Consider the following 25,610-nt stretch of genomic DNA (forward strand, 5'->3'; position numbering starts at 1 on the left):
GCAACCCGAACGAGCGGCAGGGCCCATGATTCCCAACCAGATCCCCAGTCTGAACTTCGATCTCGGCGAGACCGCCGACATGCTGCGCGACACGGTGATGAGTTTCGCGTCCGAGGAGATCGCGCCGCTGGCCGGGGAGGTCGACCGCGACGACAGCTTTCCCCGCCAGCTCTGGCCGAAGATGGGGGCTTTGGGCCTGCACGGCCTGACGGTGGAAGAGGACTACGGCGGCGCCGGCATGGGCTATCTGGAGCACTGCGTGGCGATGGAGGAGGTGAGCCGTGCCTCGGCCTCCGTCGGCCTCAGCTACGGCGCCCACTCCAATCTCTGCATCAATCAGATCCGCCGTAACGGCAATGAGGACCAGAAACGCCGCTACCTGCCCAAGCTGATCTCCGGCGAGCACGTCGGGGCCCTGGCGATGAGCGAGCCCTCCGCCGGCTCCGACGTTGTGGGCATGCGCACCCGCGCCGACAAGAAGGGCGACCGCTACGTCCTCAACGGCAGCAAGATGTGGATCACCAACTGCGACGAGGCCGACACCCTGGTGATCTATGCCAAGACCGACCCGGACGCCGGGCCCAAGGGCATCACGGCCTTCCTGGTCGAAAAGGGCTTCAAGGGGTTCTCCATCGCCCAGAAGCTTGACAAGCTCGGCATGCGCGGCTCGCCGACCGGCGAACTGCTGTTCGAGGACTGCGAGGTGCCGGAGGACAACGTTCTCGGCGCCGAGGGCAAGGGCGTCAATGTACTGATGAGCGGACTCGATTACGAACGCGTGGTGCTGGCCGCCGGGCCGACGGGGATCATGCAGGCCTGTATGGATCTGGTGGTACCTTACATTCACGAGCGCAAGCAGTTCGGCCAGGCGATCGGCGAGTTTCAGCTCATGCAGGGTAAGATCGCCGACATGTACACCACCATGAACGCGGCCAAGTCTTACGTCTATGCGGTGGCCAAGGCCTGCGACCGCGGCGAGACCACCCGCAAGGACGCCGCCGGCGCCATTCTCTATGCCGCGGAGAAAGCCACCTGGATGGCCCTGGAAACGATCCAGACCCTGGGCGGCAACGGCTATATCAACGACTATCCGGCCGGACGGCTGCTGCGCGACGCCAAGCTCTACGAGATCGGCGCCGGCACCAGCGAAATCCGCCGCATGCTGATCGGCCGCGAGCTGTTCGAGGAAACCCGGTAGTCTGCCGCTTCCTTTCCTGAGGTGTTGTCTCATCCGGCCAAGTGATGTTCTCTAGGCCCGGGAAACAGGGTGGTCCGAGGAGCAGGCAATGGCCCTGGCAATGAAACCGGCCTGCGAGCACTGTTCAAAGGGGCTCGCAATGGACGGGGAGGCCTATATCTGCAGTTTCGAGTGCACCTTCTGTCCCGGCTGCGCCGGTGATCTGTCGCGGCGCTGTCCGAACTGCGGCGGCGAACTCGTGGCCCGGCCGAGGCGCGCGATGGAGCCGAGGTTGGCTTAGCGCATCGCCGGGCGCCGCGCCGGCCGCTCCCGTTCCCTCGGTCGGCTGGGATTCCCGGCATATCTTAGGACGCGTGTTTTTGGAGAGAGCGATTTGCCCACAGTCTTGATTACCGGTGCCAACCGCGGCCTTGGCCTGGAGTTCGTCCGTTCCTTTGCGGCGGACGGCTGGCGCGTGCATGCCTGCGCGCGCAATGTGGAGAAAGCCAAGGTCGTGCGCTCCATGGAGGGCGATGTCATCTGCCACAAGCTGGATGTGACCGATGGCCTGAAGGTGGCGAGCCTCGCGCGCGAGTTGGCGGAGGAGCCGCTGGACATCCTCATCAACAACGCGGGTGTCTACGGACCGCGCACAGGCTTTGGTGAGACCGACTTCCAGGAGTGGGGGACGGTGCTGCAGATCAACACCGTGGCGCCCTTGCGCATGGCGGAGCGCTTCATCGGCACGCTGGAGAAGGGCGAGCGCAAGACCATCGTCAACATCTCCAGCCGCATGGGATCGATTGCTTCCAATGACAGCGGCGGGTCCTACATCTACCGCAGTTCCAAGGCGGCCCTGAACATGGTGACCAAGGGGCTCTCCGTCGATCTGGAGCCCAAGGGCTTTACCGTGATCTCTTTTCATCCCGGCTGGGTGCAGACCGACATGGGCGGTGAGAGCGCCGACATTCCGGCCGATACCTCCATTGCCGGCATGCGCAAGGTCATCGAAGGACTCTCGACGGCGGACAACGGCAAGTTCTTCAATTACGACGGCAGCGAGATCCCCTGGTAGGGCGCAGCGCCGATGCGATGAGGGAGACGGGGATGCAGAGTTTTCACCTGGCACAAATCAATGTCGGCCGCATCGTCGCACCGATTGACGATCCGAGGCTGTCGGACTTCGTCGCGCGTCTTGACGCGATCAACGCGCTGGCCGACCGCGATCCCGGCTTTGTCTGGCGTCTGCAGAGCGACAGCGGCAATGCGACCGACATCCAGGTCTCGGCCGACCCCCACTTCATCGTCAACATGTCCCTCTGGCGCGACCTGGAATCGCTCTTCACTTATGTCTACAAGACCGACCATACCAAGGTGATGGCGCAAAGGCGCAAATGGTTCGAGAAACCCCGTGGCGCCTTCATGGCGCTGTGGTGGTTGCCGGCCGGCGAGATCCCCACCGTTGAAGACGGTCTGGAGCGCGTTGCGCTGATCGACCGTCTGGGGCCGACGCCTGAAGCCTTCAGCTTCAAGCAGCCCTTTGATGCTGCCGGCCGGCCCGTCGAGCGCTCTGCGCTGCTGCGCACCCCAGAGCCCTGTCTCTAGAGCCGTGTCTCTGACGGCGGAACAGCTGCGGCGCTTCCAGGAAGACGGCTTCCTCGTCGTCGAGAATGTGCTCGACAGAACGCGGACGCTCGATCCCCTGATTGCCGAGTACGAAGCCGTGCTGGACAGGCTCTGGCAGGGCTGGGTGGACGCCGGCGCGCTGGACCCTGGAGATGCCCGCGAAGGTTTCGATGAGCGTATCGTCACGGCCTACACCGCCGGGCTGGAGTACTTCCAGCCCATGGACATCTCCCTGCCGCCCGGCAGCATCACCGAGGAGACACCCTTTCATGCCGGCCCGGCGGTCTTCGCGATGATGACCGACGACAGGCTGCTGGACGTGGTCGAAGCGATCATCGGGCCGGAGATCACCTCCAACCCCATTCAGCATGTCCGCATCAAGCCGCCCGCGGTCGACCTGCGGAAAGACGAGCTGCGTGCGCATATCGCCGCCACGGACTGGCACCAGGACCGCGCGGTGACACTGGAGGAGGCCGACGAGACCCGGATGGTGACGGCCTGGGTGGCGGTGAGCGATGCCACGGTGGAGAACGGCTGTCTTCAGGTTATTCCCGGCAGCCACAGGGGCGCGATGATCCCGCACTGCCCCGAAGCCGGGCAGGTGGGCATTCCGGCTGACAGGATGGCCGGGCGCCAGGCACAGGCGCTGCCGGTCGGTGCCGGCGGCGTGGTGCTGTTCCACCCCCTGACCATCCACGGCTCCCTGTCGAACCGCTCTCGAGGCGTGCGCTGGAGCTTTGACATCCGCTACAACGTGACCGGCGAACCGACCGGCCGGCCGATGTTTCCGTCTTTCGTCGCCCGCAGTGCCCGGGCGCCCGAAACGGTTCTGCGCGATCCGGATGCATGGCGGCAGATGTGGGACGCGGCGCGCAGCCGTCTGGCACGGCAGGAGACGACGACAATCCACAGATGGTCGCCCGATGCCGCTCACTGTGCATGATAATCAGCGCCCGTTTTGTTCGGCGTGCCGAGCCGGATAGCCGACGAGACAAGAAATGATTCTGAACGAAGAGCAAAGTCTGATCCGCGATACGGCGCGCGATTTCGCGCGCGATCAGTTGGCGCCCTATGCGGCGACCTGGGACCGCGAGTCCCGCTTTCCGAAGCAGGCCATCGCCGCCATGGGCGAACTCGGCTTCATGGGCATGCTTGTACCTCCGGAGTGGGAGGGCGCTGGCGCCGACCATGTGTCCTATGCGCTGGCTTTGATGGAGGTCGCTGCCGGCGACGGCTCCTGCTCAACCATCATGTCGGTCCACAACTCCGTCGGCTGCATGCCGATCCTGAAGTTCGGTTCGGCGGACCAGAAGGAACGCTTTCTGAAACCCATGGCGCAGGGTGCCATGCTCGGCGCCTTTTGTCTGACCGAGCCGCAGGCCGGCTCCGACGCGGCGGCGATCAGGACCCGCGCCGAGCGCGACGGCAACCACTATGTGCTGAACGGCGTGAAGCAGTTCATCACCTCGGGCAAAAACGGCGACCTGGCGGTCGTCTTCGCCGTGACCGACCCCGATCAAGGCAAGCGCGGCATCAGCGCCTTTCTGGTGCCGACCGACACGCCCGGCTACAGGGTCGCCTCGGTGGAAAAGAAGCTGGGGCAGAAGGCCTCCGACACCTGCCAGATCGTTTTGGAGGACTGCCGCCTGACGCCTGACCTGCTGCTGGGTACAGAGGGGGAGGGCTACAAGATTGCACTGGCCAACCTGGAAGGCGGGCGTATCGGCATCGCCGCCCAGTCGGTCGGCATGGCGCGTGCGGCTTACGAGGCGGCCCTCGGCTACGCCCGCGAACGCCAGTCCTTCGGCAAGCCGATCATGGAGCATCAGGCGGTCGCCTTTCGCCTGGCCGACATGGCCACGCAGATCCATGCGTCGGAGTTGATGGTTCTGGAGGCCGCCGCCCTGCGCGATGCCGGCCGCCCTTGCCTGAAGGAGGCGGCCATGGCCAAGCTGCAGGCCTCCGAAATGGCGGAAAGGGTTTGCTCCGACGCGCTGCAGATCCACGGCGGCTACGGCTATCTCGCCGACTTTCCTGTGGAGCGTATCTACCGTGATGTGCGTGTCTGCCAGATCTACGAAGGCACTTCAGACATCCAGCGGCTCATCATTGCCCGCCAGATCGTCACGGACTGACTCCTCCGATCCGGCGCTTTGCTGCGACGGGAGCGAAAAGGGAGACAAGAAAGCCAATGCCCGAACCCATCGAGTTCTATTTCGATTTTTCCAGCCCCTACGGCTACCTGGCGGCCGAAACCATCGACTCGCTCGGCGAGCGCGCCGGGCGCCGCGTCGCGTGGCGGCCCTTTCTACTGGGGGCGGTCTTCCAGGAGACACGCGGCGAGCCGCTGCTGAACATCCCGATGAAGGGCGACTACGCGCGCCACGATCTCGAGCGCTCTGCCCGGCTGATCGGCGTTCCCTTTGTCATCCCGGACAGCTTTCCCTTCCTGTCGATCGCAGCGGCGCGCGCCTACTATTGGATGCTGGATCGCGACCGGGCCAAGGCGGTGGACCTGGCAAAGACCCTGTTCCGCGAAGCGTTCGGACAGGGCAGGGACATCAATTCTGCGGCGAAGGTGACGGCAGTCTGTGCCCGTGCCGGCGTCGATGCGGAGGAACTGGCCGCGGCGCTCACTGACCCGGCGCTCAAGCAACGGGTGCGCGAGGAAGTGGATGGAGCTATAGCCAAAGGTGTCTTCGGCTCCCCCCTTATTATTGTTGACGGGGAAACCTTCTGGGGCCATGACCGTCTCGACCAAGTGGCGCTTTGGCTTGAGCGGGGCGGCTGGTAGATTGGAAGCCATCGGGGTCGGCGCGGATCCATTTTGCATCTGCGAAAAAAGGTCCACAGCGCCAAGGGGTTTTGCTAGACAGTCGCCTGTCGCCGCTCCTTAAAGAAGGATTTGCAGTGTTTCATGAATGACGGGTCTTCGGACGGTTCCGACAAGGACGGCCAGACTCTCGCCGTGCTGTTTGCCGATATCGACGGCAGCACCAAGCTTTACGAGGTCTATGGCGACGAAACCGCACATCGTCTGACTGCGGAATGCCTGACCGTGCTCGACGCCAAGGCCGGGATGGCCGGCGGGCGCGTGGTGAAGACCTCCGGCGATGGCGTCATGTGCGTTTTTGCGACCCCTGACGAGGCCTTTCGCGCCGCCACCCTCATGCGCGACGCCCATAAGCATGGGCAGGTGTCGATCCATGCCGGCTTCCATTTCGGCCCCGTCATCGAGGATTCGGGAGATTTTTACGGCGACACGGTCAACGTGGCCGCCCGTGTGACGGACCTCGCCAAGGCGGGCGAGATCCTGGTGACGGAGGACACGGTGGTGCGCCTTTCGCCGCCCTTCCGCAGTTCGACCCGCTGGATCGACAAGGCGGCGATGAAGGGCAAGAGAGATCCTGTCGCGATCTACGAGGTGGTCACCGAAGACGAAAACGCCACGGTGATCAGCGGACCGCTGCTGGCCGCCGAGAGCGACAGGCTGCGCCTGGATCTGGCCTACCGCGGTGAGACCTTCAGCCTGGAGGAGCCCATGGCGGAGTTCGTCGTCGGGCGCCAGGACAGCTGCGATCTGACGGTCGATAGTTCCTATGCATCGCGCCGCCATGCCACGATCCAGGCCGTGCGCGGCAAGGTCTTCCTCAAGGATCACAGCACCAACGGCACCTATGTGCGCAGCGAGACCGGCGATGTCGCCTACGTGAAGCGCGAGATGGTGCAACTCGTCGGCCGCGGCGGCATCTTCCTGGGGCGGGAGCCGGAGCTCGCCGGCGACGATGAGATCCGATTCAACCTGCCCTGATCCGGCCTTGTCCCGGCCACTGAACCAAGACTCCGATCTGAAGCGGGTCGCCTCGCCGCTGGCGCCCTGCCGTTTCGCTTCGCCGGGCGGAGCGACGCGACGATGGCGGCGACTGCGCGTGCCGAGCGGCGGCTTTACCACGGCAAGTCGCTGTTCCATAATCGCTTTGGGAGAGACAGGGGGTGGGTTTTGTCACTGCGGGCAACGCCGTTGAGCGAAGGCCGAACCGCGGACGTGGTGCGGAGGGCTTGCGCGATGGTGCCGCGCATCCTGCAAGGCCTGCCGGGCCGCTTTGACGGGCCAGAGGACGATGCCGCAAGACGGTAGACAAGACAGCAGAGCCGGCGCGATGGCGGGACCGGCCGCCGGCGGGCCGGCAGCGGCCACCCTGGGGCACCTCAGCGACGTGGGCCGGGTCCGCCGCCACAATGAGGACAGCTATGCCCTGCGGGAAGACCTGGGCCTCTGGGTCGTTGCCGACGGCATGGGCGGCGCCGCCGCCGGGGACAAGGCCAGTTCCATCGTCGTCGATGTAATGACCCGCTCTGTCGAGCGCGGCTTGGCTCTGGAAGAGGCCATTGCCGAGGCCAACCGCTCGATTCTGGATGCGGTCAGGTCGGGCGAGGGAAAGCGGGGGATGGGATCCACGGTCGTGGCGGCACAGGTTTCCGGCAGCGATTACAGCGTTGCCTGGGTTGGCGATGCGCGGGCCTATCTCTGGGGCGACGGGCTGCAGCGTCTGTCCCACGATCATTCGCGCGTACAGGAACTCGTTGACGCCGGCCTGATTACGGAGCAGGAAGCCCGCAGCCACCCGCGCCGCAGCGTCATCACCCGGGTTTTGGGCGGGCCGGACGGCACCGCCGCCGCTCCCGATCAGGTGACCGGGTCGCTGCGCCCGGGTGAGGGCATTCTGCTGTGCAGCGACGGACTGACCTCGGAGGTGGAGGATCAGGACATCGCGCAGGTGTTGTCCGGCGAGATGACGGGGGGGCCGTCCGCTGAGGCCGGCGGGCAGCGCGCCGTCGACAAGCTGGTGGCCATGGCATTGGATCATGGCGGCAACGACAACGTCACAGTGGTGCTGATCGGGGCGCCCTCCCGGACTGCGGCATGAGGGACTGCGGCATGAGGGGTTGCGGATGAAGGGCCCAGGGGTGCAAAGACATGTCCGGCGGTAATTCAGCCTGGTCAGGAGGACAGGGTCGATGAGCGACGATTCGAGGGGTGGAGGATCGCGGGGCCGCTCGTCCGGGCGCGGCGACCCCGGTCTTCCCGGGATCTTCGAAGTCGGTACCCTGATCAGCTATACCTACCGGGTCGAGGCTCTGCTGGCGCGCGGCGGCATGGGCGAGGTCTATCGCACCACCCATACGGAAATCGGCACCCAGCACGCGATCAAGATCGTCCGGCCCGACCTCGCCAACAACGAGAAGATCATGGAGCTCTTCCGCCGCGAGGCGTCGGTGCTCCGCACCGTGCGCGATGACGCCATCGTAGGCTACGACGGCGTGCTGCGGGACGAAGAGGGCCGGGTCTATCTGGTGATGGAGTTCGTCGACGGGCCTTCGCTCACCGAATACCTGTCGGACCGTATCCTCTCGCCGGAGGAGGTGCGGGCGCTCAGGGACCGCTTGGCCCATGGCTTGGCGGCAGCCCATGACAAGGGCGTCATTCATCGCGATATGTCGCCGGACAACATCATCCTCGGCCAAGGTGAGCTGTCCCAGGCCAAGATCATCGACTTCGGTATCGCCAAGCTGGCGGATTCCTCGGCAACCACCATCATCGGCGACGACTTCGCCGGCCGCTACGCCTACGCCTCGCCGGAACAGATCGGCCTTTATGGCGGGCAGGTCGATGCGCGCTCCGACATTTACAGCCTGGGCCTGGTGCTGGCGACTGCGGGCACCGGCCGTGCGCTCAACATGGGCGAGATCAACGAATCCCTGGTCTCTGTGATCGAGGCGCGCAAGCAGATACCCGACTTCACCTCCGTCCCCGAAATCCTGCGCAACGAACTGGGCGCGATGCTGCAGCCGGACCCGGCGGACCGGCCGCAGAGCATGCGGGAAGTCATCGGCCTGGATAGGAACCTGGCGGCCCGGGAGGCCGAAGCCGAGGCCGCCGCGGCTTCGGCCCCACCGGCTGCGGCCGAAGCCGCACCGCTGGCTGCGGACCCGCCGGTGCGTGCAGCCTCTGCCGCTTCTGCGGACCGCCCCTGGCTGTGGCCGGCCCTGGCAGCCGGTGTGATCCTGGCCGCCGGCGGCGGCTATTTCGCCTGGCAGTCCACCCAGCAGGGGGATCAACCGCAAGCGATTGCTGAGGCCGATAGCGGTATCGCTGATCTGGTGACCGACGCGGGCGAACCGCCTGCACCGGGTGAGACCGCTGTAACAGCGGCGGAGAGCGCCGACGCTCCGGCGGTCGCGGAAGGCGAGGAGGCCACCGCGGAAGTCGACAGCGCCGGGCCCGAACCGACCGTTGCCGAGCCTGAGCCCGAACCTGCCGCCGCACCGGCCCAGACGGCTGAAGTCGCCGAGCCTGCGCCCCCTGAGCCTGTACCTGCCGGGGAAGAGGCGTCAACCGTGCAGGACGAAGTGCCCGCGACCACGGCCGCTTCCTCTCCCGAGGATCCGGCAGAAGAGGCCGCGGAGCCGGGTCTGCAAACACCGCCCCGGCCGGCCGATACGGCTGAAGCTGTTGCGCAGGAGCGCGCAACGACCTCGCCGACGGAAGCGGGCCAAGCCGACACGGGCGAGACGGCGGCAGACGCCGCCGGCAGTGCGGCGGAGACTCCCGCAACCGAGGGCGCGGAAGCCACGATCGCCGAGACCCCGGCACCCGAGACCCCGACACCCGAGACCCCGACACCCGAGACCCCGGCGGCCGAGGTCATGACACCGGCAGCTGCGACGGCCGAGGCTCAGCCCGTCCCGCCGGTTTCCGTCTCCCAGGCGGAGAGCAGCGATGCGCCACTGTCCGAGCCATCTGCCTCGCCGGAAGCGGTGAATGACGAGGTTGCGGAAGTGTCGCCTGCCGGCGGGCCGCCGCCGGAGGCCGGCGAGGACAGTTCCGGAGAGGACAGTTCCGGCGAGGACGGCCCCGCCGAGCAACGGACTGCAGCCGCCGCGCCCGAGGGCGCCGAAGAGCCCGCAGCGATCCCCGAAGCACCGATTGCCGAAGCAACGGCTCCAGAAGCGACAGCCCCCGAAGCGACAGCCCCGGATACGGTGGCGGCATCCGAAGCCGGCGGTGAAGCTGCGGCAGCGGAGGAAACCGAGGCGGACCAGGTGGCGGCACTGCCCGAGCCCGGCGCGCCGGAGGAGGATGTGGAGGCGCCCGCCGAGCCCCAGCCCCCCCAACCCTCTGCCGTGGAACTGCGCCTCCTGGCCCTACAGGCAGCCGAAGCACAGCTGAGCCGGGAGCAGAAACGCGACATTCAGCGGGACCTTCAGGCTCTGGGTCATTATCGCGGCGGGATCGACGGCAGCTTCGGGCCCGGCACGCGTGCGGGAATCGAACGCTATCAGCAGGTTGCCGGACTGGACGTGACCGGCTACCTGAGCGATGCGGAGCGCGAGGGTCTGGCGGAGGAAGCGGCGGGGCCGCGCGCCGAAGCCGAAGCGCAGGCGGCGGAGCGCGCCGCGGCAGAGGCTGCGGCCCGCGCGGCCGAGGAGCAGCGTCTGGCCGCCGAGCGGCAGGCCGCCCAGGAGGCCGCGGCCCGTGCCCGCGCGGTTGCCGAGCAGCGGACCGTCACGGCTCCGGCGGTCGAACAGCAGGCGTCTCTGCCGGGAGAGAGCGAACTCGACCGGCTGCGGCGCATCGCCGAGGGCGGCGACCCGCTGGCCCAGGCAAGCCTCGGGCTTCGGTACTACCGTGGCCAGGGCGTAGCCCGGGACCTCGAGGAGGCCGTTCGCTGGACCGAGATGGCGGCGCAGCAAGGCGAGGCGCGCGCGCAGTCGAATCTGGGCTTCTACTACATGAACGGCGAGGGGGTGCGGCGGGACCCGGCCCAGGCTGCCCGGTGGTGGCGCGAAGCGGCGGCGCAGGGCCTGCAGCAGGCCCAGTACAACCTCGGTCTGCTCTACGAAACGGGGCAGGGCGTCGCGGCCGACCCGCAGGAGGCTGCGAAATGGTATCGCCTGGCGGTCGCACAGGGGGACCGTCAGGCCAAAGGCAGGCTCGATGGGCTCGTGCGCCGCGGCCTGGTGAACCCGGCAAACTGATTTTATCCTATAGGTTGTGGGTCGGCTGTGAACTGACCGTGAGGCGAGAGGTTGCGCGGCCCGTGACCGCAATTTTGCAAATCCATGGTAATTCAATCTCTTGCAAGACCTTTGCTTGCACCTTTCTGAGAATCTGGCTATACCGCTAGCCGATGTGTTAATCATGTATTCTGTCAGGCGCTCTGCGTTCCATGCAGGGTGCCGCATGCAGGGGATTTATCTAAAGGGGAAAGCCGATATGAAGGCGAAGGGATTTTTCGTTGGCGCCAGCTTGGCGGTCGCAGTGTCGATGGCTGCGCCGGCCTACGCGATTACGCCGTTCAACGTTCCCGGCACCGATTTTTGGGATCATCCGTTCGGCAGCGTGTTCGACACGCGCAGCGGGCTTGATCTGGAATCCAACGGGATTGCCTTTAACCAGGGGCTCCAGGCCGGCTATGCGGAGCTGTCCGAGGAGCGCTCGGATGCTTGGCTGGGGGCCGACTGGGACTTCGCTGACGGTGAGCACTTCAATCACAAGGCCCGCACGGCAGCCAAGAACTCGCTGGTTCTGCCGGAGGCGCCGATGGATCGGGAGTTGACCGAGGAGCAGGCGGAGACCTTCCAGACGGCGCTTGAGCGGCTGCGCAGTGGCTTCGACCGCGGGGCGCGTTATCTCGCGCCGGCGGACGCATCCTTCGCCCAGGTCAAGTACGACTGCTGGATCGAGGCGACCGAAGACGGCCGCACCGGCGATGCCGAGGGCTGCCGCGCCGAATTCGAATCGGCCATGGCCGCGGTGGAAGCGCAGGCCAACTTCGCGCTCTCCGACATCAACTACGAGACCCCGGCTCCGGCCGTGGTGGCCGCAACCCCGACGGCCGATCAGTTCATCGTTCTCTTCGATTTCGACAGCACCAACTACGCGCCGGGTAATTCCACCATCGTTTCGGAAGCTCTGCGCGCAGCTCTGGCCAACCCGAACGCCTCCGTTGACATCACCGGCCACGCCGACAGCTCGGGCGCGGTCGCGTATAACCAGACCCTCTCCGAGCGGCGCGCCAACCGCGTCATCGACGAGCTGGTTTCCGGCGGCGTGGATGCGATCCGCGTTTCAGGCCGCGGCGTGGGTGAAACCCAGCTGCTGATCCCGACCGGCGACGGCGTCCGCGAGGAAGGCAACCGCGCGGTCGTAATCGAGTTGAACTGACGACCCGATGTCCCGGTTGGCGCTCATGCGAGCGCCGACCGGGCTCGATCAGACAAGGCCCCTGCGAGACGCGTTTCGCAGGGGCTTTTTCTATGCCGGGGTTCCATGGCGCCGGGGTTCCATGACGGAAGTCCATGCCCGGGTCCGGCCCCTTGTGGCGATCCTCTGTGGCGGACGCATGTGGCGGTTTCGCGTGGCATGCGATCCTGCGCTCATGCCAGGCGTTCCAGCGGCATCGGTGGGTCGACGGACCGCCTTCGCTGCCTCCCCCTCAAATTCCGGTCTGCCTCTTCCGGCCTACTCGCCCGGATTTCCCCGAAGAAGGAGCCTCAACAATTCATAGACCGGCAAAGGGCCCGGCATAGGGGCATCGCCTTGCAGGTCTGGTGGCTGCAATCCTGGCGCGAATATGGTTAAGGCGATCACGGCGACCGCGGACCTCGGCAGACGCGCTGGCAGGGGCCGTTGTCGGCCGCTCGGACTGTCCGATCCTGTGACAATCCCAGGATTCCGCCGCCAGGGTGACGCCTGGAGCCTGGGCAGTCCTAAACTGTAAGCGATTGAATTAACTGAGAAGCGAAGAAATCTCGAGCCTCGCGAGCACTAACGCAGGATTAACCACGTCTCGCGAGAAACACATACAATAATACATAGTATTAGCACCAAGTTTTCTTGTAAATAACTTATTAATGCCACAAACTCCTCGCGCTCAAAGGCAGGGGTGCTCGCGCCTGACGCGAAGGCATAGTTAACCGCACCGAACGGCGCGTTCGGTGCGCCCCTCTCTTTGACGCCTAAAACGGTGGGAGATGGGTGATGTCCAACGAAGATCTGGAGCGTCTTGGCGGAATCGATCAGGGCGGGGAGACGGCCGAGGCCGATGAAAGCCTGGTTAACGCAGCGGCCGGAGAGGCCGTTGGTCAGGCGCAGGCGCCGCAATCGCTGAGCCGACCCGCGCCGGGCGACACCCTTGTCATCACCGAGCCCGCCGGCCAGACCTTCGTGCTGGACTTCGATCCGGCCGCCGCTCAGGTCCTGCTGGTCGGCGACGATCTGGTGCTGGGCTTCGACGATAATGGCGACGGCGTTCCGGACAGCCGCATTGTCTTCGAGGATCTGGCCTCCGACGCAGCGACGGAAGGCACCAGCTTTCAGGTCGCCGGCATCGACATTGCCGCCGGAACGCTCGTCAACCAGGCCCTGGCCCTGGCCGGTACGGACGACACCACGCTGGAGACCGCGGCGGGCGCACAGGCGATCGGCGGTGGCGCGACCCAGTACGTCGACAACCTGGGCAGCATCATCGATCTGCTGGCCGCACAGGGCGTCATCCCGCCCACCGCCCTCGAGTTCGGCCTGATCGCCCTGGACGACGATCCGACCATTCTGGACGAGGCCGAAGGCGCGCTGACGCTCACCTTCCGGACCGATGGCGGCGAAGGCTCCATCGAGACCTTCGAGGGCGGCTTCGAGGACTGGCAGCCCAATCAGGATGACTGCAAGGGCGAGACCTTGCCCATGGAGGTCATCATCGGCTTCACGCCCGCCGACAACGAAGAACTGCAGTCGCTGACGCTGTCCGGCATTCCCGAAGGCGCGCGGCTGTTCGTCGGTGGCCCTGACATTACCGATGAAGTTCCCGTGGTGGGCGGGTCCTCGCCGCTCCTGACTCCGGCCGACCTGGCCTCCGGCCTCTTTCTGCTGCCGCCGCCCGACAGCGGCGACGATATTCCGCTGACGGTGACTGCGACCATCATCGACCCCGACAGCGGCCTGACTGCCGAGATCAGCGGCTCGGCGACGGCGATCATCGACTCCGTCGCGGACAATCCCGAGTTCATGCTGGACGGCGACGCGGAGGACGGGCCGGACTACCTCGACTACCAGGACGGCTACCAGGGCGACTACGGCGGCGACTACGGCGGCGACTACGGCGGCGGCGAGGGCGGCGGCCACGAAGGCGACGACTGCAAGGTTCCCTCCGCCACGCTGACCTACGACGAGGACAACGGTGTTCCGGTCGGGGGCGACCACGAATACCCCGACGATTCCCAGGACCGCGACCAGAAGGACGAGGCCGACTGCTACCTCGACCGGGAGCCGATTTTCGGCGCCGGCTTCGTTGCGGCGGTGACCGATGAAGACGGCTCGGAGAGCCTGACGAAGCTGACCGTGGCGACGACCACCGAAGACGGTTCCCCGGGCGACGATCCCGAGGGCCTCGCGGTTGGGCTGTCCGCTGTCGCCGACGCAACAGCGACCAACTTCATGATCGGCGCACAGGTGCTGGTCCACGGCGATACCGTCATGGTCTCCGCAGAGTTCGCCGACGGCACGAGCGGCCCTGCCACCGCGACCATCGAGATTGTCGACGGTGTTCTCACGCTGTCCTTCGATCCGGCATTGCGGGTGCAGTCCGTAGACCTGTCCGGCGAGTCCGAGACCCCGTTCCAGGTGCGCCTGCCGCAGCACAGCGACGACGACTTCCAGCTGAACCTGGAGGTGACGGCGGTCGAGTTCGACATCGACGGCGAGCTGACCCTCGAGAACAACGAAGCCACGCATCAGGCAGTGCTGAACGTCGAAGTGAAGGCGATTGCCGACGGCGCCGAGCTGACCGTTCCGGACGAGCCTCTGGTTTTTGCCGAGGATGATGAAACCGATCCGGCCAATCACGGCGAGGACACAGGTGAAACGCCGCTGACGATTCCCCTCTCCAGCCTCGGCGCGGCTCTGATCGACAAGGACGGCTCCGAGGCCATCACCAAGATCGTGCTGTCGCTCGAAGGCGCCGACGAAGCGGCGATGTTCGTCGACGCAGAGGGCAATCTGCTGGTCGACACTTTGGATATCCCCGTCGGCGACGGCACTGTCACCGCCGATGTCTCCATCGTTGGGCCGGTGCTGACCCTGACCTTCGATCCGCCTGAGGCGGGGCTGGACCTGGATCTCTCCGGCCTGATCGGGGTGAAGCTGCCGGTCGACGACAGCAGCGACTTCACCGTCAACTTCGCGGTGACCACCGCCGAGGTGAATGCCGAAGGGGGAGTCACCCTCTATTCGAAGACCACCGAGACCAGCTTCGACGTGCAGGTGCAGGGCGTGGCCGGCCCGGCCGCGGTGACCTTCGGTGATTACAGTGAGCTTGACGGCTGTCCGCTGGCCTGCAGCGATGAGGAGACGCCGCAGGGCGACGGCAACAGCCTGACCCTGAAGCTCTTCGAGGACGGTGCGGGCTCGGTCGATGGGCAGGGCGAAGCCGGGCCGCTGAGCGTGCCGGTCCTGTTCTCGGCGGCCGCCCAGGACTTCGACGGTTCCGAGAGGATCACGAAGATCACCTTCAGCCTGGACGGCGCCGCCGAGGGCACGATGTTCGTCGACGCCGAGGGCGACCCGCTTGCGGTCGACGCTATGGTCTCCGGCGGCGTGATCTCCTTTGACGACGACCGGCTGGTCCTGACCTTCGCGGAGCCGGCCCCGGAGTCCGTGGATGTCTCCGGCATCTTCGTAAAGGTGCCGCAGGACAGCGACGACGATTTCTCGATTGCCATCCAGACCACCACCACCGAATACGATGACGACGGCTTCGGGGCCCTGGTCGACACCTACGTCACCGACGCTGTCATCAACGTAGTGCTCGACGCGGTGGCCGATCCGGTGACGGTCAGCGTCGATGCCGTCAGCGCCAGTGGCGACGAGGCCTTTGCGCCGGGCGAGGCGGGCACGGTGAAGGTGAACGCGACCTTCGGCGACTTCACCGACGGTTCCGAGGTCCACACGGTGACGGTGAAGGTCCCCTTCGGCTTCACGGTGACGGACTTCGCTGGCGGAAATCTGGTCGACGACACCATCAGTTGGACGGTGACCGGCGGCACCTTCGAGGCGCAGCTCGGCGTTGTCGCCAACGACGACCTGACCGTCGACGAGACTGTGGTCTGGAAAGCCGAGGCGAAAGCCGTCGAGCAGAACGAAAACACCGACCATGACGCCGGCGATGCCGAGTGCACCACCCGGAACAACGAGGCCGTTGCGACGGCCGAGGATGACGTGACACTGGACCCGGCGCTGCCGCCGGTGGTTTCGGTGAGCCTCGAGGGCCAGCCGCTGTGCATCAAGGAGGACGGCGAGGGCCAGTTCACGGTGACGGTGGACGCCCAGGGTGACGATGTCGTCGATACGGTCACTTTCACTCAATTCCAGGCGTTGCAAGACGCGGGCTGGGGCGTCGATGTCTCCGACAACGGCGCAGGCGGCAGCTTTGCGCCTGACTTCGGCTACACGGGCGATGGTACCGATCAGTCGGTGGTTTTCACGGTGACGCTGACCCCGCCGGCGGACAGCGACGTCGATGTGGCGAGTGTGCTGGGCAGCGACCTTTCGGTCTCTGCGACAGCGAGGGACCTGCAGAGCGGCGATACGGCGCCCAGCGATCCGGTGACGATTGATGTCGATGTGGACGCGGTTGCCGATGCGGTGTCGGTTTTCATCGATGCCGAGAGCGCCAGCGGTGACAAGGCCTTCGCGCCGGGCGAGGCGGGTACGGTGAAGGTGAACGCGACCTTCGGCGACTTCACCGATGGTTCGGAGACGCACACGGTGACGGTGACGGTCCCCCTGGGCTTCACGGTGACGGGCTTCGACGGCGGCACGCAGGTCGGCGACACCATCACCTGGACGGTGACGGGCGGGACGCTTGAGGCGAGCCTGCAGGTTGAGGCGGACGATCCGCTGACGGTTGAACAGCCCGTGACCTGGTCTGCGGAGGCCAAGGCGGTCGAGACCAACACGCCGGCGCCGGATCAGGAGAAGGACACGGGTGACAACGAGGCTACGGAGCAGGCGACCGACACGGTGACGCTGGATCCGGCCCTGCCGCCGGTGGTTTCGGTGAGCCTCGAGGGCCAGCCGCTGTGCATCAAGGAGGACGGCGAGGGCCAGTTCACGGTGACGGTGGACGCCCAGGGTGACGATGTTGTCGATACGGTCACTTTCACTCAATTCCAGGCGTTGCAAGACGCGGGCTGGGGCGTCGATGTCTCCGACAACGGCGCAGGCGGCAGCTTTGCCCCTGACTTCGGCTACACGGGTGATGGAACCGACCAGAACGTGGTCTTCACGGTGACACTGACGCCGCCGGCGAACAGCGATGTCGATGTGGCGAATGTGGTGGGCAGCGATCTTTCGGTCTCTGCGACAGCGAAGGACCCGCAGAGCGGCGATACGGCGCCCAGCGATCCGGTGACGATCGACGTCGATGTGGACGCGGTTGTCGACGGTTCCGAGGTGACGCAGTCGGGCCCCGCGTCCGGTGACGAGGACACGACGATCGCCCTGGAGCTGGAGATCGACCTCGGCGGCGACAGCACGAGCCTGACCGGAGCAGACCCGGACCTGGACCAGCCGGCGACGCAGGGCGGGACGGACACGGACGGCTCGGAGTCGATCACCCAGGTCGTGGTGACGCTTTCCGAGGGCGAGCTGGGCTGGACGCCGACCGCGCCGATCACCGTGTCGGGAACCGGCCCCTGGACCTTCGACACCTCCGGGGCCTCGCTTGAGGAGGTCCAGGCGCTGGTGGAGAGCCTGAGCGTGACGCCGCCGGCGGGTTTCGACGGCGAGATCGCCGTGACGGTGGAGACGACGACGGCGGAGGCTGCGACGGAGGGCGGCGCGAACGGGACCTCCGGCGAGGAGTGCGACGAGACCGACAACGTCGACGTGGACGTCTACCCCTTCACGGTGACGGTCAATCCGACGGTGACGCCGCCTGAGATCGACGTGGACCTTGAGGGCAACGCGGCCTGCATCAAGGAGGACGGCTCCCTGGTGTTCGGCATCACGGTGTCGACGCAGGACGACGACGTTGTCGATACGGTCACTTTCACCCAATTCCAGGCGCTGCAAGACGCGGGCTGGGGCGTCGATGTCTCCGACAACGGTGCAGGCGGCATCTTTGCGCCTGACTTCGGCTACACGGGTGATGGAACCGACCAGAACGTGGTGTTCACGGTGACACTGACGCCGCCGGCGAACAGCGATGTCGACGTGCGCAGCGAACTCGGGGACGACCTTTCGGTCTCGGCGACGGCAAAGGACGGTGTCCTGGTGTCCGCGCCGGCCGGCCCGGTGACGATCGACGTCGATGTGGATGCGGTTGTAGACGGTTCCGAGGTGACGCAGACGGGCCCCGCGTCCGGTGACGAGGACACGACGATCGCCCTGGAGCTGGCGATCGATCTCGGCGGCGACAGCACGAGCCTGGCCGGAGCAGACCCGGATACGGACCAGCCGGCGACGCAGGGCGGGACGGACACGGATGGCTCGGAGTCGATCACCCAGGTCGTGGTGACGCTTTCCGAGGGCGAGCTGGGCTGGACCCTACCGGTTTCGGGCGACATCGCGGCGCCTGTCGTGGGGCCGGCCGGGACCTGGACCTTCGACACCTCCGGGGCCCCGCTTGAGGAGGTCCAGGCGCTGGTGAAGAGCCTGAGCGTGACGCCGCCGGCGGGTTTCGACGGCGAGATCGCCGTGACGGTGGAGACGACGACGGCGGAGGCTGCGACGGAGGGCGGCGCGAACGGGACCTCCGGCGAAGAGTGCGACGAGACCGACAACGTCGATGTGGACGTCTACCCCTTCACGGTGACGGTCAATCCGACGGTGACGCCGCCTGAGATCGACGTGGACCTCGAGGGCAACGCGGCCTGCATCAAGGAGGACGGCTCCCTGGTGTTCGACATCACGGTGTCGACTCAGGACGACGACGTTGTCGATACGGTCACTTTCACCCAATTCCAGGCGTTGCAGGACGCGGGCTGGGGCGTCGATGTCTCCGACAACGGTGCAGGCGGCATCTTTGCGCCTGACTTCGGCTACACGGGTGATGGAACCGACCAGAACGTGGTGTTCACGGTGACACTGACGCCGCCGGCGAACAGCGATGTCGACGTGCGCAGCGAACTCGGGGACGACCTTTCGGTCTCGGCGACGGCAAAGGACGGTGTCCTGGTGTCCGCGCCGGCCGGCCCGGTGACGATCGACGTCGATGTGGATGCGGTTGTAGACGGTTCCGAGGTGACGCAGACGGGCCCCGCGTCCGGTGACGAGGACACGACGATCGCCCTGGAGCTGGCGATCGATCTCGGCGGCGACAGCACGAGCCTGGCCGGAGCAGACCCGGATACGGACCAGCCGGCGACGCAGGGCGGGACGGACACGGATGGCTCGGAGTCGATCACCCAGGTCGTGGTGACGCTTTCCGAGGGCGAGCTGGGCTGGACCCTACCGGTTTCGGGCGACATCGCGGCGCCTGTCGTGGGGCCGGCCGGGACCTGGACCTTCGACACCTCCGGGGCCCCGCTTGAGGAGGTCCAGGCGCTGGTGAAGAGCCTGAGCGTGACGCCGCCGGCGGGTTTCGACGGCGAGATCGCCGTGACGGTGGAGACGACGACGGCGGAGGCTGCGACGGAGGGCGGCGCGAACGGGACCTCCGGCGAAGAGTGCGACGAGACCGACAACGTCGATGTGGACGTCTACCCCTTCACGGTGACGGTCAATCCGACGGTGACGCCGCCTGAGATCGACGTGGACCTTGAGGGCAACGCGGCCTGCATCAAGGAGGACGGCTCCCTGGTGTTCGGCATCACGGTGTCGACGCAGGACGACGACGTTGTCGATACGGTCACTTTCACCCAATTCCAGGCGCTGCAAGACGCGGGCTGGGGCGTCGATGTCTCCGACAACGGTGCAGGCGGCATCTTTGCGCCTGACTTCGGCTACACGGGTGATGGAACCGACCAGAACGTGGTGTTCACGGTGACACTGACGCCGCCGGCGAACAGCGATGTCGACGTGCGCAGCGAACTCGGGGACGACCTTTCGGTCTCGGCGACGGCAAAGGACGGTGTCCTGGTGTCCGCGCCGGCCGGCCCGGTGACGATCGACGTCGATGTGGATGCGGTTGTAGACGGTTCCGAGGTGACGCAGACGGGCCCCGCGTCCGGTGACGAGGACACGACGATCGCCCTGGAGCTGGCGATCGATCTCGGCGGCGACAGCACGAGCCTGGCCGGAGCAGACCCGGATACGGACCAGCCGGCGACGCAGGGCGGGACGGACACGGATGGCTCGGAGTCGATCACCCAGGTCGTGGTGACGCTTTCCGAGGGCGAGCTGGGCTGGACCCTACCGGTTTCGGGCGACATCGCGGCGCCTGTCGTGGGGCCGGCCGGGACCTGGACCTTCGACACCTCCGGGGCCCCGCTTGAGGAGGTCCAGGCGCTGGTGAAGAGCCTGAGCGTGACGCCGCCGGCGGGTTTCGACGGCGAGATCGCCGTGACGGTGGAGACGACGACGGCGGAGGCTGCGACGGAGGGCGGGCCGAACCCCGGCTCGGACAAGGAGTGCGACGAGAGCGACAACGTCGATGTGGACGTCTACCCCTTCACGGTGACGGTCAATCCGACGACGGAGCCGCCGGAGACGACGCTGGGTGTCGAGGGCGGCGGTTGCCTGAAGGAGGACACCGAAGGTGCGCTGGCGTTCTCCGCGACGCCGGAGGGCGATGACAGGATCACGAAGATCGTGATCGATGGTTTCCCGGTTGATGCGGTTGCCTGGACGGTTGACGAAGACTCTGTGGAGCTGTCAGGTCTGACGTCTCCAGGCGACTTCTCGGCGTCCTACGACGCGGTGACGGGCGTTCTGACGGTGACGATCACCAACCCGCCGGCTGGCGCGGTGACGGGCACGGTGGATGTGACGCCGAACCTGAACAGCGACGTCGACGCGAACCTGACGATCCAGGCGACGGCAACGGACGGGTCAAGTTCCTCGACCTCGACGCCTGTGCCGGCGACGATCCCGGTGGACGCGGTTGTTGACGGTTCCGAGGTGACGCAGGACGGTCCTGTGTCCGGCAGCGACAATGCACCGATCGCCCTGAAGCTGGAGATCGACCTCGGCGGCGACAGCACGAGCCTGACCGGAACGACGAACCCGGACCTGGACCAGCCGGCGACGCAGGGCGGGACGGACACGGACGGCTCGGAGTCGATCACCCAGGTCGTGGTGACGCTTTCGGCGGGCGAGCTGGGCTGGACGCCGACCGCACCGATCACCGTGTCGGGAACCGGTCCCTGGACCTTCGACACCTCCGGGGCCTCGCTTGAAGAGGTCCAGGCGCTGGTGGAGAGCCTGAGCGTGACGCCGCCGGCGGGTTTCGACGGCGAGATCACCGTGACGGTCGAGACGACGACGGCGGAGGCTGCGACGGAAGGCGGCGCGAACGGGGCCTCCGGCGAGGAGTGCGACGAGAGCGACAACGTCGACGTGGACGTCTACCCCTTCACGGTGACGGTCAACGACTCGACACCGGAAGTCGTCGCGGCGACGAAAAGCCAGGTGGATGAAGACGATCTGGTGCCGGAGGGCAGCGACCAGTCTGGCAGCCCGATGGACACGGGCAGCATCACGGTCGACTTCTTCGGCGATCAGCCGGACACGGCCGACCTGATGGCCGCCTTTGCGTTTACCGGCGGCATCAGCGCGGGGACCGGGCCCAATGGCGAGACGATCACCTACACGCCCATGGACGGCGGTCAGAGCCTGACGGCCAGCATCGGCGGTGTCGACATCATCAAGGTCGAAATCACCGGAGCGGTCGAAAACAGCGGCAATGTGACCTACAACTACAAGGTCACCCTGCTGGAGGAGATGGACCACCAGATCGGCGACGACCTCGAAAGCGCTTTCGACTTCACTGCCAACTTCACGGTTACCGACAGTGACGGCGACCCGGCAAACGGCAGCTTTGATGTCACCGTCGTCGATGACGTGCCGCAGGCCATGGACGACTGCGTGGAGGTCCAGGAAAACACCCCGATCAGCTACGATCTGATGTTCGTTCTGGATAACTCCGGCAGCATGAACAATGACTCCGGAATCAGCGGGCAGACCCGTTTGCAGGCAGCCGGCGAGGCGCTGAAGGAGCTGATCGACGCCTACTTCGCCATCAGCAACGATGTCTCGATCCAACTGCTGACCTTCGCAGGGACTGCGGTGCCGGTCGAAGGGGTCTTCACGACGGCAGCCGCCGCGAAGGCCGCTGTTCAGGACATCGTAAACAATCCCAACCCGGACTCGGCCTCAACCAACTACGAGGACGCGCTGGCGGAGGCGCAGGCCAATTACGCACCGGGCGCCTCAGGGCCGACCGACATCAATACGGTCTATTTCCTGTCCGATGGCGAGCCGACGACCCGGACCAACGACGGTGTCAATGACGGTGGCGGTTCCGGCAGCAGCCTGACCCCCGGCGAGGTGGCCGCTTGGGAGGCATTCCTGGACTCCAAGGGCGCAAACGCCATTGCCGTCGGTGTCGGCACCGGCATCAGCGGAACCGACCCGGATCTGCAGGCCGTCGCCTACCCGGACACGCCGGTGATCGTCACCGACTTTGCCGACCTGGCGAATGCGCTTGTGGGCACGGTGCCGCCGCCGGTCAGTGTTTCGGGGAATGTGCTGGATGGTGCGGACAACACGCCGGACACCAACGACGCGGGTGAAGACATCCTTGGAGCCGATGGCCTTGGACGGATCGAATCGATCGAAGTCAACGGTGAAGTCTTCACGGTTCTCGACGACGGCACTTTGGATGTGTCAGGAACCCCAAGCAGCGCCACAGGCAGCTACGATAACGCGACCAAACTGCTGACCATCGAGACCGATCTCGGCCGGTTGGAAATCCAGATCGAGAGCCACAACGGCAGCAGCGCGGGCGACTACACCTACACGCCGGATGTGTCGGTGCAGCACGGCGCGCCGGGGTCGCCAACCGACGAGACGGTCGAGGACACTTTCACCTACGTCGTCAGCGACGGCGACGGCGACACGTCCAGTGCCGATCTTGTGATCAAGATCCAGGACGGGGTGCCGGACGCAGTGGACGACACGGCGACCGCCGTGGCCGAGGCCTCGGCAAGGCCGCAGAACATTGCGATCGTCATCGACCGCAGCGGGTCCATCGACAACACCGAGTACGCGCAAGAGCTTGCTGCGGTGCGGACCTTCATCCAGACGCTGATCGACCAGGGCAATCCCGGCAATCTGGCCTTTACCGTCGTTGCCTTCTCCGGCAGCGCGACCAATTTCGGGACCTATCTTTATGACGGCACCGGGAGCGGGCTCGACGACTTTGACGAGATTGGCGGCAGCGAGAACCTCGACGACCTGCTGACGACGTCGGGTATCTCCAACACCAATGGATCCACGAACTTCAATGCGGCGCTTGATACCCTGTTCAGCAGCGGCTCAGACTTCCTGAGCAACGATGTCGCTGACTTGCCGGGCCACGCCGACCGGATCTTCTTCCTGAGCGACGGCAATGTGACCTCCGGCCCGGCCGGCATAACAACAGCCAACAAAGACAACATCCTTGATAACGACATTGATCTGGTGCCGGTTGCGATCGGCGACGGTGTCACGCCGTCCAATTTCGTCACCTTCTTCACTGCTGACATTGTAGCGAGTGAAGACGATGTGCTGACGGCCACCGACTTCGACGACCTGGCGGACACCTTGATCGAGGGCCTGGTCTCCGACGCCGTGGCCATCGGCAATCTGCTGAGCAACGACATTGGCGGCTCCGACGGCTTCGGCGCACCGGAGCCGATCGTCCAGATCGAGCACAACGGGATCGTCTACACCGATACCAGCGGCGGCGGTGCCGACGACGGCATGGTCGAGTTCACGACCGCCGCCGGCGGGACGCTGATCGTCAATCTGGCCACCGGCGCGTTCGACTACAGCATCGACCCCCTGGTTGCTACGGCAGACCAGGAGACGTTCACCTATACCGTTGTCGATGGCGACGGCGACACCGATACCGCGACGCTGGTCATCGATATCGTGGCTCCGCCGATTGCCGTAGCCGACACCGTGATCACCAATGACACCTCCGGCGATCCCTTGCCGGTCGCCAAGAGTGCCTTGCTCCATAATGACACATCCGATCCGGACCCGAGCTTCACCGATCTTCAGGCCAGCGGTGGCGACACGGTCGGCCAGTCCGGAGGCGATATCGTTTTCGATCCGGCGACGTCCGGCACGGGCGACCGCAGCTTCACCTACAAGCTGGAAAACGACGGGCTCAGTTCCAGCAACGCCAACGTTGACGTCATCCGGGTGAGCGGCGACAGCGTCACCGGCGGTGCCGACGATGAGATCCTCATCGGCCGGGACACCGTCGATGTGGTCTCCCGCAGGGTGGTGGGCCGTGCCGTCGGGGAGGGCGGGTCCGGCAACACGAACTTCCTGCAGTTCGCCCTGCCGATCGCCGCGTCAGGCGAATACGTGACCCGGATCGTTATCGACCTTAGGGCCGGCGGCGACTCGGACGCACGCTTTGATCCGGCGGGATCCCCCGGTAGCAGCGACTACGGCCCGACCCTGGGCACTCTGAACGGCCTGGCTGCCGGTGACATCAGCTTCTCGCCGACTGACAGCACCAGCTCTACGCTGCAGATCGATTTTAACGCCAACAGCTTCACAGCGGGCGACGGCTTCGGCTTCAACATCGACGTCGACGATCTGAGTGGTAATGACGGTGACGACTTCGGGGATGGGGGCGTTACTTTCACGGTCACGTGGTCCGACGGCTCGACCTCTGTGGGAACCTTCGTCCGGGATGGCAATAGCGATGACTCGACCGGTATTGCGCAGACCACCGTGGCTGAAGCGGCCGCGGACAGCCTCTTCGGCGAAGCCGGAGACGATGCGCTCTTTGGCCGCGCCGGCGATGACATTCTCGTGGGTGGCTCGGGCTCAGATACTCTTACCGGCGGCGATGGTGCGGATAGCTTCGTCTTCACCGATCACGTGGTGGGCACGGACTTCGACGTCGTGACCGACTATGACCGAGACGAGGGCGATGTTCTGGACATCAGCGATCTTGTCAGTTTCAGCGACGGCAGCGACGCCATCGCCGACTTCTTCTCGGCGGTTCAGGATGGAGCGGGCACGACATTGAAGATCAGCACGGATGGTGCGCTCCCGTTCACGGATGTCGCCTTCCTCGACGGCGTTATCCAGGGCGACACGATAACGGTCATCCTTGATACGACGGAGCACAACATCGTCGTTTCATAGTCGGGATCCCGACAGCGACATCGGGCATCCTGACCGGGGATCCCGATGGCTGCCGAGGCTTGAGGCTGATCCCCTTCGCACTTGGCCCCGCGGGTATCTGCCTGCGGGGCCGCCCATGTGAGCGGCTGTGGGTCCTCTATTCCGCGGGCTCGGGCATCACCGCGGCAGGCACCTTGGTCCTTACCCCCTCGGGACCCCGCCAAAGGGCTTTCGGTATCAGCCATGGCCTCGGCCGCTTCTGGGCCCCGGAAACACCCCTTTTCCAGACACAACCCACCTACCAGCCACAACCGCGCCCAAGGGCGTGGTCGTCCCTGTTCAGGGCGCCGCTCGACGGTGGGGGCACCGGACGTCATCAGCCGGGAAAAACGCTGCCGGAAATACCCCTATAGATTTATTTTAGAGGATTCTAGTTTCGTTTAACGAGTAAAA

General features: G+C 65.8%; 12 protein-coding genes. All 12 read left to right on the forward strand.

From position 1 onward, the window contains the following. Nucleotides 1–25 precede the first annotated feature (25 nt). The 12 genes from ACO06P_RS23075 to ACO06P_RS23130 all read left to right on the forward strand — a co-directional run bounded on the left by ACO06P_RS23075 (nt 26) and on the right by ACO06P_RS23130 (nt 25,178). On the forward strand, nt 26–1,198 hold the full coding sequence (locus ACO06P_RS23075) for an isovaleryl-CoA dehydrogenase (protein ID WP_420347568.1): 1,173 nt from the start codon (nt 26–28) through the stop codon (nt 1,196–1,198). Nucleotides 1,199–1,337: 139 nt separating this feature from the next. Continuing rightward, entirely contained in the window at nt 1,338–1,478 is a 141-nt protein-coding gene (locus tag ACO06P_RS23080; protein WP_421938208.1) for a DUF1272 domain-containing protein, read from the forward strand. Nucleotides 1,479–1,571: 93 nt separating this feature from the next. Then, nucleotides 1,572–2,252: an SDR family oxidoreductase gene (locus tag ACO06P_RS23085; RefSeq protein WP_420347569.1), complete on the forward strand. Its 681-nt coding sequence runs from the start codon at nt 1,572–1,574 to the stop codon at nt 2,250–2,252. 32 nt (nt 2,253–2,284) lie between these two features. Then, nucleotides 2,285–2,782, forward strand: coding sequence for a DUF3291 domain-containing protein (locus ACO06P_RS23090; protein WP_420347570.1), 498 nt, complete (start codon nt 2,285–2,287; stop codon nt 2,780–2,782). 4 nt (nt 2,783–2,786) lie between these two features. After that, entirely contained in the window at nt 2,787–3,746 is a 960-nt protein-coding gene (locus ACO06P_RS23095) for a phytanoyl-CoA dioxygenase family protein (RefSeq protein WP_420347571.1), read from the forward strand. A 55-nt stretch (nt 3,747–3,801) separates the two neighbouring features. Then, complete coding sequence (locus ACO06P_RS23100) at nt 3,802–4,938, forward strand: acyl-CoA dehydrogenase family protein (protein WP_420347572.1); 1,137 nt, start codon at nt 3,802–3,804, stop codon at nt 4,936–4,938. A 56-nt stretch (nt 4,939–4,994) separates the two neighbouring features. Next, a complete protein-coding gene (locus ACO06P_RS23105; protein ID WP_420347573.1) occupies nt 4,995–5,597 on the forward strand; it encodes a 2-hydroxychromene-2-carboxylate isomerase in 603 nt (200 codons plus the stop codon). A 123-nt stretch (nt 5,598–5,720) separates the two neighbouring features. Then, nucleotides 5,721–6,614, forward strand: a complete 894-nt coding sequence (locus ACO06P_RS23110) for an adenylate/guanylate cyclase domain-containing protein (protein ID WP_420347574.1) — start codon at nt 5,721–5,723, stop codon at nt 6,612–6,614. 349 nt (nt 6,615–6,963) lie between these two features. Continuing rightward, nucleotides 6,964–7,731, forward strand: a complete 768-nt coding sequence (locus tag ACO06P_RS23115; protein ID WP_420347575.1) for a PP2C family protein-serine/threonine phosphatase — start codon at nt 6,964–6,966, stop codon at nt 7,729–7,731. A gap of 91 nt (nt 7,732–7,822) precedes the next feature. Continuing rightward, nucleotides 7,823–10,843 carry a protein kinase domain-containing protein gene (locus ACO06P_RS23120; protein WP_420347576.1) on the forward strand — a complete coding sequence of 1,007 codons (3,021 nt, stop codon included), beginning with the start codon at nt 7,823–7,825 and terminating at the stop codon, nt 10,841–10,843. 238 nt (nt 10,844–11,081) lie between these two features. Continuing rightward, nucleotides 11,082–12,032 (forward strand): OmpA family protein, encoded by a 951-nt coding sequence (locus ACO06P_RS23125; RefSeq protein ID WP_420347577.1) that lies wholly within the window; start codon nt 11,082–11,084, stop codon nt 12,030–12,032. A gap of 816 nt (nt 12,033–12,848) precedes the next feature. Then, on the forward strand, nt 12,849–25,178 hold the full coding sequence (locus tag ACO06P_RS23130) for a VWA domain-containing protein (RefSeq protein ID WP_420347578.1): 12,330 nt from the start codon (nt 12,849–12,851) through the stop codon (nt 25,176–25,178). Nucleotides 25,179–25,610 lie beyond the last annotated feature (432 nt).

This window comes from Pelagibius sp. (genome assembly GCF_965227505.1).
In the GTDB taxonomy this organism is placed as follows: domain Bacteria; phylum Pseudomonadota; class Alphaproteobacteria; order Kiloniellales; family Kiloniellaceae; genus Pelagibius.